Source organism: Desulfovibrio sp. DV, assembly GCF_001936595.1.
Classification (GTDB): domain Bacteria; phylum Desulfobacterota; class Desulfovibrionia; order Desulfovibrionales; family Desulfovibrionaceae; genus Solidesulfovibrio.
The window spans coordinates 1-18,220 of record NZ_MLBG01000012.1; the positions used below are offsets into that span (position 1 = coordinate 1).

At 62.2% G+C, this 18,220-nt stretch carries 13 protein-coding genes and 1 pseudogene; 11 read left to right on the forward strand and 3 right to left on the reverse strand.

Translation table 11 applies throughout. The features are described 5' to 3' along the window. Positions 1 to 502: 502 nt before the first annotated feature. Entirely contained in the window at positions 503 to 2,107 is a 1,605-nt protein-coding gene (locus DVDV_RS04940) for a bifunctional UDP-sugar hydrolase/5'-nucleotidase (protein WP_075353605.1), read from the reverse strand. 108 nt (positions 2,108 to 2,215) lie between these two features. On the opposite strand from DVDV_RS04940, the gene DVDV_RS04945 reads away from it, so the two are divergent. The 8 genes and pseudogenes from DVDV_RS04945 to DVDV_RS23205 form a co-directional block, all read left to right on the forward strand. Then, positions 2,216 to 2,689, forward strand: a complete 474-nt coding sequence (locus tag DVDV_RS04945; protein WP_075353606.1) for an Lrp/AsnC family transcriptional regulator — start codon at positions 2,216 to 2,218, stop codon at positions 2,687 to 2,689. Further along, positions 2,689 to 5,700 (forward strand): proline dehydrogenase family protein, encoded by a 3,012-nt coding sequence (locus tag DVDV_RS04950; protein WP_075353607.1) that lies wholly within the window; start codon positions 2,689 to 2,691, stop codon positions 5,698 to 5,700. Before DVDV_RS04945 ends, DVDV_RS04950 begins: the two co-directional genes overlap by 1 nt. A 551-nt stretch (positions 5,701 to 6,251) precedes the next feature. Further along, positions 6,252 to 7,406 carry an FIST signal transduction protein gene (locus tag DVDV_RS04955; RefSeq protein WP_075353608.1) on the forward strand — a complete coding sequence of 385 codons (1,155 nt, stop codon included), beginning with the start codon at positions 6,252 to 6,254 and terminating at the stop codon, positions 7,404 to 7,406. Next, entirely contained in the window at positions 7,403 to 8,134 is a 732-nt protein-coding gene (locus DVDV_RS04960) for a GGDEF domain-containing protein (protein WP_075353609.1), read from the forward strand. Before DVDV_RS04955 ends, DVDV_RS04960 begins: the two co-directional genes overlap by 4 nt. A 39-nt stretch (positions 8,135 to 8,173) precedes the next feature. After that, on the forward strand, positions 8,174 to 8,494 hold the full coding sequence (locus tag DVDV_RS04965; RefSeq protein ID WP_075353610.1) for a hypothetical protein: 321 nt from the start codon (positions 8,174 to 8,176) through the stop codon (positions 8,492 to 8,494). A gap of 92 nt (positions 8,495 to 8,586) precedes the next feature. Beyond that, on the forward strand, positions 8,587 to 9,921 hold the full coding sequence (locus DVDV_RS04970; protein WP_075353611.1) for a hypothetical protein: 1,335 nt from the start codon (positions 8,587 to 8,589) through the stop codon (positions 9,919 to 9,921). Beyond that, positions 9,918 to 10,820, forward strand: coding sequence for a hypothetical protein (locus DVDV_RS04975; RefSeq protein ID WP_075353612.1), 903 nt, complete (start codon positions 9,918 to 9,920; stop codon positions 10,818 to 10,820). Before DVDV_RS04970 ends, DVDV_RS04975 begins: the two co-directional genes overlap by 4 nt. 102 nt (positions 10,821 to 10,922) lie before the next feature. Further along, positions 10,923 to 11,981 (forward strand): annotated as a pseudogene (locus tag DVDV_RS23205) (MBOAT family protein); the annotation flags it as partial. A 514-nt stretch (positions 11,982 to 12,495) separates the two neighbouring features. Here DVDV_RS23205 and DVDV_RS04985 read toward each other — a convergent pair. Beyond that, complete coding sequence (locus tag DVDV_RS04985) at positions 12,496 to 13,377, reverse strand: DMT family transporter (RefSeq protein ID WP_075353613.1); 882 nt, start codon at positions 13,375 to 13,377, stop codon at positions 12,496 to 12,498. Between the two features lie 317 nt (positions 13,378 to 13,694). Here DVDV_RS04985 and DVDV_RS04990 point away from each other — a divergent pair, with 317 nt between their 5' ends. The 3 genes from DVDV_RS04990 to DVDV_RS05000 all read left to right on the forward strand — a co-directional run bounded on the left by DVDV_RS04990 (position 13,695) and on the right by DVDV_RS05000 (position 17,865). Continuing rightward, positions 13,695 to 15,179 (forward strand): DEAD/DEAH box helicase, encoded by a 1,485-nt coding sequence (locus DVDV_RS04990; RefSeq protein ID WP_075353614.1) that lies wholly within the window; start codon positions 13,695 to 13,697, stop codon positions 15,177 to 15,179. A gap of 148 nt (positions 15,180 to 15,327) precedes the next feature. Then, positions 15,328 to 16,017 (forward strand): hypothetical protein, encoded by a 690-nt coding sequence (locus DVDV_RS04995; protein WP_075353615.1) that lies wholly within the window; start codon positions 15,328 to 15,330, stop codon positions 16,015 to 16,017. Between the two features lie 228 nt (positions 16,018 to 16,245). Continuing rightward, on the forward strand, positions 16,246 to 17,865 hold the full coding sequence (locus tag DVDV_RS05000) for a sensor domain-containing diguanylate cyclase (RefSeq protein ID WP_075353616.1): 1,620 nt from the start codon (positions 16,246 to 16,248) through the stop codon (positions 17,863 to 17,865). Positions 17,866 to 17,882: 17 nt separating this feature from the next. On the opposite strand, the gene tatA is transcribed toward DVDV_RS05000, so the two are convergent. After that, positions 17,883 to 18,131: a twin-arginine translocase TatA/TatE family subunit gene (gene tatA, locus DVDV_RS05005; RefSeq protein WP_075353617.1), complete on the reverse strand. Its 249-nt coding sequence runs from the start codon at positions 18,129 to 18,131 to the stop codon at positions 17,883 to 17,885. Between the last annotated feature and the right edge of the window lie 89 nt (positions 18,132 to 18,220).

Below are 18,220 nucleotides of genomic sequence, written 5' to 3' on the forward strand. Positions count from 1 at the left end.
CCGGCCGGAAGCCGCCCGGAACCGCCAGCCAAATCCCAGACCCCAACTCGCCAGCGTCGGGGCCGGTTTTGCGCGATCAAAGCCTCGCGCAAAACCGGCCCGGACGCATTTCTGAAAGATGGGTGTTTCCTGAAAGGGGAAGTGTTTTTTAGAGAAACGTGGATGTGTCGTCCCGTTGGTTCTACTGCCTTTCCGGGCGAACCGGTTGGTTGGAATCGGGGCCGCCGTGCTCCCCGCGCTTCGCGGGGAGTGTCGGCGGCCCCGATTCCAACCAACCATGCGGCACAGCCGCCAAGCGCTCCCGCGCCAACAGTCTTCCCGCGCCTCCGCGCCCTTCCCGGTCCCTTACCCCGTCCGCACCATGCGCCCCCCAATCCAGGGGGGTCCGGGGGGGATGATCCCCCCCGGCGGGGTCCGGGGCAGCGTCCCGGCGGAGAGGTCCAGGAGAGGCAGCGCCTCTCCTGGTGGGGTCTGGGGCAACGCCCCAGTTCTTCTTCTTCTCTTATTTCGCGACTGCGATGCGTCCGTCCAGTTCCAACTGGAGTGGGTCGTGTGCGCCGAGCCATGCCACGATGAGATCGGCCACGGCCATGCCGTCGGCTTCGACGTCGCGGCCTTTTTTGCCGAGCATGGTGTAGTTGTCGCCGCCGCGAAAGAGGAAGTCGCTGACGGCTATGCGGTAGTCGGCGTTGGGAGTGAGGGCTGTGAAGTGGCCGTTGGCGTCGGCGGTTTCGATGGAGGTGATGCGGCTGCCGGCTGGCGCGGCGGGGTTGTAGGTGTAGGTCAAGCCGGCGACTTGCGGGAAGCGGCCGGTGCCGTCGGTGAGGCCGACGTTGGCGACGCCGTGTTCCAGGGCGGCTTTGAGGTCGGCGCCGGTCAGGGTGAGGACGGTGAGGGTATTGGGGAAGGGGTAGGCGGTGAGCACGTCGCCGAGCGTGATTTTTCCGGGGGCGATGCCGGCGCGGATGCTGCCGCCGTTGGCCAGGGCCAGGGTTGCGCCGAGGCGGCGGCCGCCGGCCAGCAGGGATTCGGCCAGGACGTCGCCGGCGGTGCATTCTTCCTGGCGGCACATGGCAGCGCCCAGGGCCTTGGTGGTCTGGCCGACGACGGTGGTCCGGAAGGCGTCGAGGGGTTTGGCGAAGCGGTCCACTTCGGCCAGGGTGGCGGGATCTTCGGGCATGGCGGCGTCGAGGCGGATGGGGTTGCCGGTTGTGGCGGTGATGTTGCCGTCGGCGTCGAAGGTGGCGGTCAGGCTGCCGAGGTAGCGGCCCCAGTAGCCGGCGGTGACGATACGGGTTTGGCCGCCGTCCGGGCCATCGATGACCAGCGGGCAGGGGCCGACGGCTTCGGGGTAATCGTTGCCGAGCAGCACGTGGCTGTGGCCGCCGACGATGAGGTCGATGCCGGGCACGGCGGCGGCGAGTTTCTTGTCGCCGGTCAGTCCCAGGTGGCTTAGCACAATGATGATGCGGACGTTTTGGCTGTGCAGTTCGGCCAGAGCTTTTTTGACCGGCCCGGCAGCGGCGGCGAAGGTGACGGTGGGGCCGGGGCTGGACATCTGGGCGGTCTTGGGCTGGCCCAGGCCGATGATGCCGACTTTTTCCCCGCCAATTTCACGAACGATATACGGTGTGACAAGGCCCTTGAGGTCGGGTGAGGCTGCGACATCGACATTTGCCCCGAGCATTGGGAACTTGAGGGACCGAATAAAATTCGCCAAAGTGGCCGGGCCGTCGTCGAATTCGTGATTGCCCAGGGCCATGGCGTCGTAGCCCAGGCGGTTCATGAAAAAGGCCGCGGCTTCGCCTTTGTATTTGGTGAAAAACAGCGTCCCCTGGAACTGGTCGCCGGCGTCGAGCAGCAGGCTGTTGCCGCCTTTGGCCCGCTGCCGGGCCACGGCTGTGGCCAGCCGGGCCGCGCCGCCCTGGCATTTGCCGGCCGCGTCTTTGGCCTGGTCGCAAAAGGCCCCGAATTCGTCGAAGGCGGCCAGGTGGGCGTGGATATCGTTGGTGTGGAGGATGGTCAGGGAATAGTCGTTCCCGGCCAGGGCGGTTGCCGCCAGCAGCCACAGCCCGAGAAACAGTCCAACAGCCTTGAATCGCGCCATATTTTCATCCCCGAAGGTTGTTCGGTTTCTGACTGGGCCAAACAGAAGAAACCACTTGACAAGATGGGCAAAATCGAATTTTTAACTCAATATCAGGAGATAACAAGAATGATCGACGAAATCGACCGCCGGATTCTGATGATCCTTCAGGACAACGCGCGCACGTCCAACGCCGACATTGCCAGGGCTGTTTCCATGGCCCCGTCAGCGGTGCTCGAGCGGGTGCGCAAGCTTGAGCGCAAGGGCGTCATCACCGGCTACGAGGCCCGCATCGATCCGTCCAAGGTGGAACTTGATCTCACAGCCTTCACCTTCGTCAAGACCGACGAGCCGGTGGGGGCCATTGACACCGGCCAGCAGCTGGCTGCCGTGCCGGGCGTCCAGGAGGTCCACTACGTGGCCGGGACGGCCGCCTACCTGATCAAGGTGCGCGCCCCGGACACCAGATCGCTTGCCGATCTGCTCAAGGTCATTGGCCGGCTCTCCACCGTGCGCGACACCAATACCACGGTGGTGCTGCAAACCGTCAAGGAAACCGGGGCGCTTCCCCTGGGAGCGTTGCCACAACCGGGAGAGGAATGATGCAATCGCAGCTCGACGAGGCTATTGCCCAGCGCGGCAAGGCCTTTTTCGCCAGCATCCGGGGCGAGTCGCCCTCTATTTTCAACAAGGGCTTCTGGACCGGCAAGGTCATGGACTGGGCCATGCAGAACGAGGCCTTCAAGGTCCAGCTGTTCCGGTTCGTGGATGTGTTGCCCTACCTGACCACGTCGGACAACCTGTCGCGCCACATCGAGGAGTATTTCTCGGGCGGCGACGCCGGGGACATTCCGTCGGTGCTCAAGTGGGGGGCGGAAAAGTCGGGCATGTTCGGGGGTGTGGCGGCCAAGCTCATGGGCAAGGCCATCCGTTCCAATATCGAGGGCATGGCGCGCCAGTTCATTGTCGGCGAGAAGACCAAAGAAGCCGTTAAGAATATCGCCAAGATCCGCAAGGACGGCTTTGCCTTCACCGTCGACCTCCTGGGCGAGGCCACGGTGTCCGAGGGCGAGTCCGACGCCTACCGCGACGGCTATCTGGAAGTGCTCGACGCCATTGCCGCCGAGCAGGGCTCCTGGAAGGCCTTTGCTCCGGGCGAGGGCGGCCTGGACTGGGGCAGCGCGCCCCGGGTCAATGCCTCGATCAAGCCGTCGGCCCTTTTTTCCCAGGCCCGGCCCATGGATTTCGAGGGCTCGGTTGAGGGCATCCTGTCGCGGATGCGGCCGGTCTACCGCAAGATCGTGGCCATGGGCGGTGCGCTTTGCATCGACATGGAGCAGGTCAAATACAAAGACATCACCATCGAACTGTTCAAGCGCCTGCGCAGCGAGCCGGAATTTCGCAGCTATCCGCATCTGTCCATCGTGCTGCAGGCCTATCTGCGCGACACCGAACACGATTTGCGCGAACTGATCGCCTGGGGCCGGTCCGAGGGGCTGCCGTTTGGCATCCGGCTGGTCAAGGGCGCGTACTGGGACTACGAGACGGTGGTGGCCAAGCAGATGGGCTGGCCGGTGCCGGTGTGGACCAAGAAGCCCGAGTCCGACCTGGCCCATGAAAAGCTCTCGCGCATCATTCTGGAAAACAGCGACCTGATCTATTTCCAGTGCGCCTCCCACAACATCCGCACCATTGCCTGCGTCATGGAGACGGCCTCCGAGCTTGGCGTGGCCGATTCCCGCTATGAGTTCCAGGCGCTTTACGGCATGGCCGAGCCGGTGCGCAAGGGACTGCTCAAGGTGGCCGGCCGGGTGCGGCTCTATTGCCCCTACGGCGAGCTGTTGCCGGGCATGGCCTATCTGGTGCGGCGGCTTCTGGAAAATACCGCCAACGAGTCGTTTTTGCGCCAGAGCTTTGCCGACGGCGAGGCCGAGGACGTGCTGCTGGAAAATCCCGAAAAGACCCTGGCGCGGGAATTGGCCCGCCAGCCGGTGCGCGAAGCCGAGCCGGCCGGCATTGACGGCCTGACCGCCTTTCGCGACGAACCCCTGGCCGATTTCACCGTTGCCGAACTGCGCACCGCCTTCCCGGCCGCCATTGCCGCTGTCCGGGCCAGGGCCGGCCGCGTGATCCCGCTTTTCATCGGTGGCAAGGCCATGGAAACCGGCGACCGCATTCCGACCGTCAACCCGGCCGATCCGGACGAAGTGCTGGCCAGCGTGTGCCAGGCCGGCATTGCCGAGGTGGACGCGGCCATTGCCGCAGCCAAGGCCGTCTTTGGTCCCTGGCGCGACAAGACGCCCAGGGAGCGGGCCGACGTGCTCTTAAAGGCCGCGGCCATTGCCCGGCGCGAGATCGTGGCCCTGTCCGCCGTGCAGGTGCTCGAAGTCGGCAAGCAGTGGGATCAGGCCTACAACGATGTGGGCGAGGCCATTGATTTTCTCGAATACTATGCCCGCGAGGCCGTGCGCATCGGCACGCCGCGCCGCATGGGCCGCGAGCCCGGCGAGAAGAACCACCTTTTCTACGAAGGCAAGGGCGTGGCTGCGGTCATTGCGCCCTGGAACTTCCCCCTGGCCATTTCCCTCGGCATGGCCTCGGCCGCCATTGTCACCGGCAACACCGTGGTCTTCAAGCCCTCAAGCCTGGCCTCGCTCATCGGCCACGGGCTGGTGGACATCTTCAAGGAGGCCGGGCTGCCGGACGGCGTGTTCAACTTCTGCCCCGGCCGCGGTTCGGTCATGGGCGACTATCTGGTCGAGCATCCGGCGGTCAGCACCATTGCCTTCACCGGCTCCATGGACGTGGGCCTTCGCATCATCGAAAAGGCGGCCAAGGTGCAGCCGGGCCAGGAGTATTGCAAGCGGGTCATTGCCGAGATGGGCGGGAAAAACGCCATCATCGTGGACGACGACGCCGACCTCGACGAAGCGGTGCTCGGCGTTGCCTATTCGGCCTTTGGGTTCCAGGGCCAGAAGTGTTCGGCCTGCTCCCGGGTCATCGTGGTCGATTCCATTTACGACCGCTTCACGACCCGGCTCAAAGAAGCCTGCGAGTGCCTGAAAATCGGCCCGGCCGAAGACCCGCAAAATGCCATGGGACCGGTGGTGGACGCCGGCCAGCAGGCCAAGGTGCGCGAGTATGCCGCCCTGGCCCGGCAGGAAGGCCGGGTGCTGGTCGAGCGCACGGTCGAAGGGCCGGGTTATTTTGCGCCGCTGGTGGTGGTCGAGGGCATCCGCCCCGAACACCGGCTGGCCCAGGAGGAGATCTTCGGGCCGGTGCTGTCGGTCATGCGGGCGAAAAGCTTTGACGAGGCCATCGAGTGGGCGGTCGGGACGCGCTATGCGCTGACCGGCGGCGTCTACAGCCGAAGCCCCCGCCATCTGGAAAAGGCGCGCCGCGAGTTCCGGGTGGGCAACCTCTATCTCAACCGCAACAGCGTCGGGGCCATGGTCGGCCGCCAGCCCTTTGGCGGCTCCAAGATGTCCGGTGTGGGTTCCAAGGCCGGCGGCCCGGACTACCTGCTCCAGTTCGTCGATCCGCGGGTGGTCACGGAAAACACCATCCGTCGCGGCTTTACGCCCATTGACGCGGATGATGAGTGGGTGGAGTAGGGCAGCGCAGCAACGCTTTGCACCAACGGAAAACGGAAGTGAAACAGCCGGGGGCGGGAGACCGCTCCCGGTTTTTTTTTCTGGGCAGGGTGGTCATTGGCGGATCGTCCGAACGGGTGGGGCGAGTTGTGATTGCGAAACGGAGAACAGAAATAAATAGGCTGTTATTTTAGGGCATTAAACGATACGACAGTGCGTCACAAAACCATTGCGTGGTGTTGTATTATTTACTATTGAGTCTGTATGGTGACAGGTTCTACGGTAGATCCAGTGTCATGAATGACCGTTAACCGCTCAAAGTTGATGCAAACAGAGCGAATGACGACTACGACTGATCAATAAATAAAAGTGTATAAAATTGTTTTATGGCCCATTTCGTGTAGTCAATGCAGGGCGATATCCTTCAATAAAATGCAAAAGCGATGGGAAAAGCATGGCATCTATCGTTTCAAGATCAATAGTTGAATCATTTAAAGTATGGCAGGGTGTTTTTTTGATTATTCATCAATATATTTATGGTGTTGGCAGATAGATTGCCGCCGGAGTGAAAAATGTTTGATGCATTGGTAGGACAAAGTGAAGATGTTCTGGAAAGAGAAGCAACAGAAGAGGCGTTGTCACAGATAAGGCCCAGGCTCGGAAATCGCCTGCCGCAAGCTGCGATTCTATTCTGCTCGATCGAGTATGATCACAGCGTGATATTGGATATTGTAAATAAAGAATTTCCATCTATAGATTTAATAGGTTGCACGACAGACGGTGAAATCTGTTCGCATTCAGGCTTCACGGATGATTCTCTCGTTTTGATTTTCTTTGTTTCTGATACGGTAGAGATCCGATCAGGCAGTGGCTTTGGAGTTTCCTCTGAAGGAGCCCTGGCAGGAGAGCAGGCCGCCCTTCAGTGTGTCAGCAAATTGCAAAACAAGAAAGGGCATGAAAAATTTGCAGTTATTCTGTCTGACCCAATAAGTGCGGGTATATCCGGCGTCGATATTGGCATAAAAAAAGTTTTAGGTGAAAATTTTCCTGTCTTTGGCGGGGTGGCTGCCGCCCATTCCAAGCGACGGAAGACCTACCAAATGATTAATAATACCGTCGCAACGGATAGTGTTGTCTTGCTTCTCTTTGCGGGCGAGGTCCATTTTTCATTTGGCATAAGGGGAGGCCATTCTCCTTTGGGTTTAAGAGAAACCGTGAGTCATGTTGAAAAAAATACACTTTACAAAATAGGCCACCGTACCGCGTATGACTATTTCAGGCACTATATTGGAGATATCGACATGTTCATGAATTATTGTTTGGCGGTGTTTCCAGATTGCTCTGATGATTATTATGTTCTTAGTGCTCCAAGCTCTGATTCAAAACTGGGAAGCGTTTCTTTGAATGGCTATGTGCCAGAAGATGCTGAAGTACAGATAGGGACAGCGGATAGAGACGTGATAGCAAGCTCATGCCTGGAGTCAGTTCAAGGTGCAATTGACCGTTATCCCGGCAAGAAAATTGCTGCAGCCCTGGTGTTCTCGTGTGCCGGGCGAAAAATGATTATGGGAACGAAAATCATTGAAGAATATGAAACAGTTAAGAGACTGTTGCCGGATATACCGTTCTCTGGATTTTATTGTTATGGAGAATTTGGCCCAGTACAGTCAGATAGTTCTTTTCGATTTCATGGGACAACTTTTGTGACACTCCTTGTTGGTGAATGATAAATATTGATCTTGATTTTAGCTTTAATAATATGCAACCCGAAGATCTTGAAAAACAAATCCGCATACTCAAGCGAAAACTCACGCGAAGTGAGGAAAACCGTGTATTGCTCGAAGAGGCCCTTGAAGGTCATATACGATCTCTTAGGGTTGGCATTGAAGAGCTCACGGAGTCGCATGAAATAATTAAATCGTCGGAGGCAAGGTTTAAGCAACTCGCTTTGTACGATACGCTTACGAAACTTCCCAGCCGCGTTCTTTTCTTTGAAAAGCTCGAAAGATCAATTTCCCAGGCGGAACATGCCGGCTGTTCTTTGGCTGTGTTGTTTATTGATTTAGACAATTTTAAACAAATAAATGATAATTTCGGGCATCAGGCCGGAGATGCTGTTTTGCAAGAAGCCAGCGCACGGCTTTTGTCCAGTGTGCGAAATGGAGACACGGTCTCCCGGCTGGCCGGCGATGAATTTTCTGTTCTGCTCGAAGCGCTCAAAACCAAGTCTGAAATAGAAATAATTGCCGAAAGAATCGTATCGACATTGGCAGCGCCTATGCACTTCAATTCGAACATGCTTGTACTTGGTGCAAGCATTGGAATCAGTATGTATCCTGGCGACGGGGATAATCCGGATGAGCTTCTCAGAAAAGCCGATATTGCAATGTATACTATAAAAAAAGAGCAGGAAACAATTGGCAGTTTTATACCGATTGACGTTCCCGCCTCATGAGGTGCAAGACTCTTTGACCCAAACACTTTCGGAGGCCGTATGAAACGCCTTGCCGTCTGCGTCCTTCTTGCCGCCCTGGCCCTGCTCCCTGCCTGTTCCCTTGGGGGGCCGTCGGACGCCGAGGTGGAACTGGCCTTTCGCAGCGCCATCCAGCGCAACGATGTCCTGGGCCTTTTAAACAATGTCATGGCCATCGAACGCTTCGTGGTGGACAAGACCGAGCGCAAGGCCGATGGCGTTTACGAAGCAACCGTCACCATCGTCTCCTCGGCCTCGCTTGGGCCGCTGTCCGTCGGCGGCGCCAAACAAACCGTGCTGCGTCTCAAAAAAATCGACGGCCGTTGGACGGTGTTGCAGTAACGCCTGGGACTCTTGTTGTGGCCGTGTTGTCGTAATGAATTATAGTTATTCCAGTGTGGTAAAGAGACGGTCTTGACAGGCGCGGCGGTTGGATGGCACAGCTTGCCGGTGTCCTGGTGCAACGGTTCCGCCTGTGGGCCGTGTTGCCGGGCGCATTCCCCCGGACAATGCCGCTCATGGATGCCCATACGCGATTCCTCGCCGTCTTCCTTGCTGTCGTGGCCGTGGGCTGCGGCGGTGTCGCCGTGTTTTCCATTGGCGTCGATCCCTACGGCGTGTTCGGCATGCCGCCGATTGCCGGCCTGACCACAGTCAAGACCCTGCCCGACCACGTCACCAAACCCTACGTGGTCCTTCGCGGCAACTACGACACCCTCATCGTCGGCTCCTCACGCGCCCGCGACATCTTCTGCCCGGATCTGGCCGCCCTGTACCCGGACGAAGTCATGCACTGCTACAACGCCGGCATGGCCCATGCCGATTTTCCCATGGCCCGACGGATGCTTGTCCATGCCAACACGGTCACGCCGCTTCGGCGCGCGGTCATTGCCCTGGATTTTTTCGGGTTTAACACCGGCTACACCCCTTTTGACAAGACCGATGCCGAGCGTTTTCTCGGCCAGCCCGGCCGGCTGCCCGGCGACATCATAAGCGATGTCTGCCGGCTCCTGTTTTCCCGCGACGCCCTGGCCAAGGGGGTCGAGACCATTGCCAAAAGCCGGCCGCCAGCGCCGCCCGCGACTCCGGCCGTGGCTTCGCCCGACAGTCCAGGCCCCGCCCCGGCGGCAGCTCCGGCCGATGCCCCGGCCCCGGCCGCCCCGCCGGCGACGCCGCCCGTTGCGCACAATCGCTATGTCGGCTTCTATCCGGCCGTGCTCCAGTTTTACCGGAACTTCGCCTTTGCCAATGCCCGGACCGGTGTCTCGTCCCTTGAAGACTTCAAAAGCCTGCTGCGCTATTGCCGCAACCAGGGCATCGAAACCTCCGTGCTCATCAATCCCTTCCATGCCGTCCTGTATGACGTGCTGCGCGAAGCCGGCCTGTGGGACACCTACCTTGCCTGGCGGCAGGCGGTTATTGCCCTGACGGCCGAGGCCAATGCCGACGGTGTGGGGCCGCACATCGCCCTGTGGGATTTTTCCGGCTACAATGCCATCACCACCGAGCCGGTGCTGACGGCCGACGGATTGCGGGACGATCTCGACTATTTTGCCGATTCCTTCCACTACAAGCGCGACGTCGGCAATCTGATGCTGCGCCGGATGCTGGCCGGCGAGGAAGGCGTGCCAGGGTTTGGCCGGGAACTGACCCCGGCTGACGCCGCTGCCGACGCGGCCCGGTTTGAGGCCGGTCATGCCCGGTACGCCCGGGACAACGCGGCCTATATCGATATGGTGCTCGGCCGCGCTCCCCGGAGCGGATCGTGATCCGGTTTTTCACTTCGCCTGCGGCCGACGCGGCCGCTTCCTTGCGCCGGGAGTATGCCGCAGTGGCTGCCTTGCGGGCCGGCCTCGAGCGGTTGCTCGATGCCGGCGACTTGGCCGCCGCCCGGACGGCTCTTGTCCGGTTCGAGTCCCAGGCCCGGGCCTTGCGCCAGACCCTGGCCGGGTATGCCCCTGAGGCCCTCCCGCCGCCCGGGGGGCTGGACATGGCCGGCATCCTGGCCGCAGATGACCGCACCCTGCGTCTTGCCCTGCCCGACCGGCTCCAGGCCGCCATGGTCTGGCTGGCCGGCCGGCGGCGACAGGCCCTGGCCGCCCTGGGAGAGGGGCGGCGGCGGGTGTTGCGGCTGGCGGCCTGGGCCCTTTGCCTGGGGCTGGTCGGGGCTGCGGCAGCCGGCGGGCGCGAGGTCTGGCGCTTACGGCAGCAGAGCCGGGAGCGCGAGGCCCGGGCCACCTTTGCCGTGGACCTGCTTGACGCAGCCAGCCACCTGCCGCCGGATTTCAAGGTGGCCGGGTTGCTGACGCCTGAGCAGCGGGACGGGCACCACTGGCGTTGGGGCGTGGGGCCTCGCACCGTTGTGGCCTTTGTCCTGCCGCTGCCGCGTACCGTGCGCCTGACTTTTCGGGTCAACAACCCCGTGCCCGACCAGACGTTGACCATCACGGCCAATGATGCCGCCGCAATCCTGCCCCTGCCCAAGGCCCACCCCTGGATGGAAGGAGAGGAAACCTTTGCCCTGACCTTCCCCGGACAGGCGGGCCTCAACTCCATCACCATCGACTACAAGGCATTCAACCAGTCCGGCATGGCCTTTGTTCCCGACGACCCCACCGGGTATGCCGCTGCGTTTACAGCCTTTGCCATTGTCACGGAGAAGCCGTGAAGCGCCGGCCGTCCCGTCCGTCCCTGGCCCGGCGCCTTTCGCCGGCCCGGTGCGTCCCGCCCGTCCCCCCTGTCCCGGGGAGCAGCCACCGCAGGCCGGTCAATGCTTTTTAATTCCTATATCTTTCTTTTTGCCTTCCTGCCCCTGGCCTTTGCCGGGTTCGCCCTGCTGGCCGGCCGGGACGACCGCCGGCCGGCCAAGGTCTGGCTGATTGTCTGTTCCCTGGCTTTTTACGGCTGGTTTGCCGTGGCCGATGTGCCGGTCATCCTGGCCTCCATTGCCGCCAACTACCTGCTGGCCCGCACCATTGCCGCCGCCCCGGGGGAGGCCGGCCGGGCCCGGCGCAATCTGGTCTTTCGGCTCGGTGTGGCCGCCAACGTGGCCCTGCTCGCCTATTTCAAGTACACGCGCTTTTTTCTCACCGAGGTGCTGTCCCTGTTTGGCCTGTCTGTACCGGCACCGGCGATCGTCCTGCCGCTTGGCATTTCCTTTTTCACCTTCCAGCAGATCATTTTTTTGCGCGACATCCGAAGCGGCGCGGTGACGCAATTCAATGTTCTCGACTACGTCTTTTGCGTCACCTTTTTCCCCCATCTCATTGCCGGTCCCATCATCAAGTACAAAAACATCCTGGCCCAACTGGCCTCCCGGGCCTTTTTCGGGCTGTCACCGGTGTTTATGGCCTCGGGTTTTGCCTGGCTCACCCTGGGGCTGGTCAAAAAAGTGCTCGTCGCCGACCTGATCGCACCCTATGCCAATGCAGTCTTCAGCCAGGCAGCCGCCGGCGGCCCCCTGGACGGGGCGGCCGCCTGGGTGGGGGTTCTGGCCTACACCTTCCAGATCTATTTCGATTTTTCCGGTTACTCGGACATGGCCATCGGGTTGGCTCTGCTCTTTAAGATCGAGCTGCCGGTCAATTTCGATTCACCCTACAAGTCGCAAAGCATCGTGGAGTTCTGGCGGCGCTGGCACATCACCCTGTCCTGGTTTCTGCGCGAGTGCCTCTACATCCCCCTTGGCGGCAACCGGCACGGGGCGCTGCGGCAATACGCCAACTTGCTTGTGACCATGCTTCTTGGCGGCCTGTGGCATGGGGCGGGCTATGGCTTTATCCTGTGGGGCGGGGTGCACGGGCTGGCCTTGGCCGCCACCCACGCCGCCACCCGACTGCGCGGCGCGGCCGGGCCGGCGGGCCGGGCGGGCCGGGGCGCGGCCGTGGCCGGAACGTTCGCCCTGACGGCCCTGGCCTGGGTGCTTTTTCGGGCTGATACCCTGCCGACGGCCGGCCGGGTGTATGCGGCCCTTTTCGGGGCCGGTGGCGGGGCAGGGGGGCCTCTCTATGACTGGCCGGTGTGGAGCGCCCTGGCCGGCTGCGCTGCGGTGAGTTTTTTTTGCGCCCAACACCCAGCAGATCATGGCCGGTGTGCGACCGCGCATCGAGGCCTTCCTGGCTCCGGGCGAATCGCCTGCGCCGCGCCCCATGCAGTGGCGGCCGACTGTGGCCTGGGCGGTGCTGCTGGGGCTGCTTTTTTTCGTGGTGGTGACGAATCTATCCAATGCCACGGATTTTTTGTATTTTCAGTTTTGATACGGAGAGCGCTTTCGGATTCGGGAAAGTGGCTTGACTGCCGACGAGACGGGGAAGGGGTATGGTCCTTGTGTTGTTCGTGCGGCTTTATTGGCCTGTTTTCAGCCGCTGCACCCCAAGCCCGGCCAGAATCAGCCCCAATCCCACCACCGTGGACGGCAAGATGGCCTCGCCCACGAAGAAATGAATCAGCAGCAGCGAGCAAAACGGCGACAGGAAGATCAGGTTTGCCACCCGGGCGGCGTTTTCCGCGCATTTAAGCGCCGTCAGCCAGGTGACAAAGGCCAGCCCCATCTCGAAGACACCGACGTAGGCGGCACCGGCCAGGCCCGGCCAGGAGGCCGGGAACGGGTCGGAGAAACACAGCACGGCGAGAAGGGTCAGCGGCAGGCTGCACAGGAAATTGGCGAGAAGCCCGGCCACCGGGTCGCGGTCGTCCCTGGCGCCGAGTATCCAGTAAAGGGCCCAGATCACCGTGGACACAAGGGCCAGGGCCACCCCGGACGGACTGGCAAAGTGCATACCAAGCACCTCGCCGTGGGTGGAGATGACCACTACCCCGGAGTAGCTGACCAGAATGGCCAGCAGGTCGCGGCTGCGCAGCTTCTGGCCGAGCATGGGGACGGCCAAAAGCGACAGGGTGATGGCCCAGGTGTAATTGAGCGGCTGGGCCTCCTGGGCCGGGAGCAGGTCGTAGGCGGCAAAGAGGATGGTGTAGTAGAGAAAGGGGTTGAGCGCGCCAAGATACAGCGAGCGCCGCCACTGGGCCGGGGTGAACCGGCGCAGGGCCCCAAGGCGGCCGGTTGCGGCCAGAATGCCGGCCAGGGTCAGGCACGAGGCCAGACTGGCGTAAAGGAGCAGTTGGAGCGGGGTCAGGTGGGCCAGGGACAGCTTGAAGGCCGAGGCCACCGTGGACCACATGGCCACCGTGGCCAGCCCGTAGCGCGTGGCCCGTTTCTGGTCCTTCATGGAAACTCCCTTGTTCCCGGCTGGTTACACCGGGACCGGATAAAATCCAAGGCGATTTTCAAACTGCCCGGTTGACAACTTCCGTAAAATCCGTATTCTGACGTCTTGGCATTCATCGGCCCAGGGCATCGTTCCCGCGACACGGTCTCGCTGCAAACCGGTCGCTCCCACCCGGAACGCCTTCTCCCCCCCGATGGCCACTGGCCCCGATCTTACGATTCCTGACGCGGCCCGCAGCTTCCGTTTCTCGCATCGCCGATCGCCGCCGCGCGCGATTTCAAGCAGCGCGGTTACACGTCTTGCCAAAGGATATCCTTTTGAGCTTCGATTCTTTTTGCCTGCATTCTGCCCTTGTCGCCAACATCAAGCGCATCGGCTACGAAAACCCGACCCCCATCCAGACCGAATCCATCCCCCACATCCTCGAAGGACGTGACCTGATGGGTCTGGCCCAGACCGGAACCGGCAAAACCGCCGCCTTCCTGTTGCCCATCCTGCATCGTCTGCTGACCACCCCGGCCAAGTCGCGCTCGCCACGGACCCTGATCCTGGCCCCGACCCGGGAGTTGGCTGAACAGATTTTCCGTTCCGCCCTGGATTTCATGCGCGGCACCAAGCTGCGCGCCGCCGTCATCTACGGCGGCATGGGCATGTTCCCCCAGACCCGCGCCCTGCGCCAGGGCGTGGACATCGTGGTGGCCTGCCCCGGTCGCCTGCTTGACCATTTGAACCAGGGCAACGTCCGTTTCGACGGCCTGGAGACGCTGGTCCTCGATGAAGCCGACCACATGTTCGACATGGGCTTTTTGCCGGACATCAAGCGCATCCTGGCCGCCCTGCCGACCAAGCGCCAGACCCTGCTTTTCTCCGCCACCATGCCCCCGGCCATCTCCGGCCTGGCCGGTGAGACGCTTTCCGACCCCGTAGCCGTGCGCATCGGCAACATGGCCCCCCTGGCCACCGTGGAACACGCCATCTACCCGGTGTCCCACAACCAGAAGGCTCCGTTGCTCCTGCATCTGCTCGGCGAGGCCGGAAAATCGTCGGTCATCGTTTTCACCCGCACCAAGCACCGGGCCAAGAATCTGGCCCTGCAGCTGTGCCGTTCCGGCCATAAGGCCACCTGCCTGCAGGGCAACCTGTCCCAGCGTCAGCGCCAGATCGCCATGGAAGGCTTCCGCCGCGGCGCGTTCCAGGTGCTGGTGGCCACGGACATTGCCGCCCGGGGCATCGACGTCTCCCAGGTGGGACACGTCATCAACTTCGATATCCCGGACACCGCCGAAGCCTACACCCACCGCATCGGCCGCACCGGCCGGGCCGAACATGACGGCCAGGCCCATACCTTCGTCACCGGCGAAGATGTCGGCATGGTCCGGGCCATCGAGTCCCACATGAAAAAGGCCCTGCCCCGCCGCGAGCTGGCCGGCTTTGAGCCGGAGCCGGGCGAATTCCGCCGCAGCGCCCCGGCCCCGCGCTACCCGGCCCGTGGCCGCCAGAACTACGGCGACCGGTCCCGTCCGAGCTACGGCGATCGGTCCCGTCCGAGCTACGGCGACCGCTCCGGCCGTCCGGCCCAGGCTGAATCGGCCCAGGGCGACCGTTCGCGCAATGACCGTCCGGCTGGCGAACGCCCGGCTGCCGACCGTCCCCGCAGCGACCGTCCGGCCGGCGAGCGTCCGCGCACCGACCGTCCGCGCAACGATGACCGCCGCACCACCTTCGGCCTGGCCGACGGCGGCAACCAGCGCGATGGCAGCCAGCGCCCCCGTCGTCCCTACCAGGGCGCGACCGCTGCCTAGGCAGCCCTGACAAGACCGCCAAAGGCCGCTCCGATTCGTCGGGGCGGCCTTTTTTCGGTAGTGGACAAGGCCGCCGCCTTGCGGCACATCCCATGGACCGCCGCCGCCCGGGCCTGCCACGGTGGACGCGGAAAGGACGCCCGGCCCTATGAGCAGCCACAAGCAACACCGCCTCAACCTCGATCGCATCGAGGAATCCCTGCATTCCGTGCAAAGCGATTTCGAACGGGTCAATGAGAAGCTGCTCATGCGCCGCGAACCGCTGACCAATCAGATCATCGGCAACCTGCTCGAAGGCTATGCCTATGTGGACCAGCTTCTGGAAGACGGGGTGGAGGTGTTCTCGCCGTCCGGGCTCGATCACATCCTCGAACTCAACCACATCGTCCTTTGCGGCTCCAACGACAGCGTGCGCCTGGAATACGGTTCCCACCTGCTGGAGACCCGCCACCGCTTTGCCGACGGCATCGGCGGCATTGCCGACTGGTACGAGCGCAAACGCCACAAAAGCGCCACCCGCCGGGCCGCCGGGGTCTATGTCCTGGGCGTGAGCCAGCCCCAGCTTTTTCTCGAAGGCAACCACCGCACCGGGGCTCTGGTCGCCAGCTACATCCTGGTCCAGGAGGGCCTGCCGCCCTTTGTGCTCACCCCCAAAAACGCCGTGGCCTACTTCAACCCCTCGACGCTGATCAAGTATCGTGACAAGCAGAAATTTTTTGACCGCCAGTACTACCTGAAGAAATACCGCCGGGTGCTCCAGGACTTTTTCGAGGAAACCTTGGACAAGCGCTTCCGCCGATCCCTGCGTCTGGACAAGGACGTTGCGACACGAGGCTAGGGCGGGGGACGGCGCTTGGCTGCTGTGAAAGACTGGACAGGCGGGGTTGTTGCCATAAAAACTATTGTCAAAGCAGGGTATCAATTGTCTTGTACCGGGAGATTGCAGGCCGGGAGGAATGTTTCAGAGCGCATGATGGGTTGAGGCATTGTGTTTGGCCGAACGGCCGGGTACTCCTTGAACCGTATGACATCCACACGTCGCCCGATTACAGCCGTCCCTCAAAGCTTGCAACGGCGTCAGGCCCTGCTGTCGCGGCTGCACACCCTTTTCCAGACCAATCCCGTCCGGGGTGTGGTCCTGGCCTGCATCGTGTGTTTTCCCCTGATCCTGCTGTTGGCCTGGGGCCACACCACGGCCTGGAAAACGCGCACCATCATCCAGGCCGTGGCCGAAGCCAGGCATCAGGCCGCCCTGGAGGAAGCCGAAGTCCTGGCCCGGGTGCAGGCTGCCTTTGACCGCATGCGCAAGCTTTCCCGTCTTCTGGCCGGCGATGGCCGGGTCGTTTCGCTGCTGCGCCAGCCGACGCCGGCCCTGCTTGGAGAATTTGACCGCTATCTTCAGGAGTTTGCCCGGGATCTGGATCTGCACCGGGTCTTCATTCTTGCCGCCGACGGCCGCTGTGTGGCCTCAAACGATTTTGCCAACGCCGAAAGCCTGGTGAGTCGTGATTTCCGCGACCGCGAGTATTTTTCTTTGGCCATGTCCGGCCAGCCGGCCACCCAGTTCGTGGTGGGCCGGGTCTCGACCGTGCCGGGCTTCCACTTCGCCACCCCTGTCCGGGACGGGGGGGAGATTCTCGGGGTGGCCACGGCCAAGATCGACCTGCCCACCTTGGCCAAACCCCTGCATTTCACCTCGGGCTTCATCACGGACGACCAGGGCATCATCGTCCTGGCCAACGATCCCGGCCATCTCCTGATGGCCGTGCCGGACGCGCCGGCCCTGGCCCTGCCGCCCGAGGAGCGGCTGGCCCGGTATCAGCGCGTGGTGCTGCCCGTGCTGCCCATCGCTTCGTACACCGCCTTGGGCGTGCCCCTTTTTACTCCCGCCTCTGCCTTTGCCCCGGCCGTGCTGCGGGTGGCCCGCCTGCCCGACGAAGGACTGCACCTGTATCTCTTTCAACCGGTGGCCGGGTTGCCCGGCGTGGAGACCCAGTTCCCCATCCGCCTGGCCCTGGCCGTGCTGGTGATGTCCTTTGTCCTGGTGGTGGGGCTGTCGCTTTTGGGCTATCTGGTCCGGGACAGCTACTTGCGGCGCAATCTCGTGCGCTTAAACGAACAGCTTCGGCATCAGGCCCAGCATGATGCCCTGACCGGCTGCGCCAACCGTCGCCGCTTTGCTGCAGTCATGGCCGAAGTTATCCGGGTCAGCGCCCGGGATGCCAGTCCGGTTGCCCTGGCCATGATCGACCTCGACCTGTTCAAGCTCGTCAACGACCGTTACGGCCATGGGATGGGGGACAGCATATTATGCCACGTGGCCGGCCTGCTCCAGCGCCATCTGCGGGCAGGCGATGTCCTGGCCCGTCTTGGCGGTGAAGAGTTTGCCGTGATTTTGCCCGGCGTCGAGGAGGTGGCGGCCGCAGCACTCCTGGAACGGATACGGGCGATGCTGGCCGCGACACCGTATTGCGACGGGGAAATACGCATCAGGCAGACCGTCAGCATCGGCGTCAGCGCCGGCCATGGGGACAAAACCCCTGAAAAGCTGCAGCATGAGGCGGACATCGCCCTGTATGTGGCCAAACACTGTGGCCGAAACCAGGTAGTGGCCGCCTCGGCCGTGGACAAGCGGCTGTCCTTGCAGGATCTTGACGACTTCGATTGCCAAAGCCGTTCAACCTGACACGAAACCGGACGGGATCAGGCCTTTTCGGCCGGCCGGGCTTCTGCGGCCGTTTCCATGGCCCGGGGAGCGGGTTGGACGTCGGGCTTGGCCGCGGCTTCGATGGACTCTGTGGTCACGTGGTGCTCTTCCATGGCGGCCTTGAAATCCCGGACGGATTTCCCGAGGTCGTGGCCGATGTTGGCCAATTTGCCCGGACCGAAGATAATAAGGACCACACCCAGGATGAGAAGCAGGTGCATGGGCTGCAATAAACCGGAAAACATAGGCACACCTCCGTATTGTCCGAGCCTGTTACCCGATGCCGCCTCAGCACAACCTTGCCCGGGCATGACAATCCGGCAAGGGAACCGGG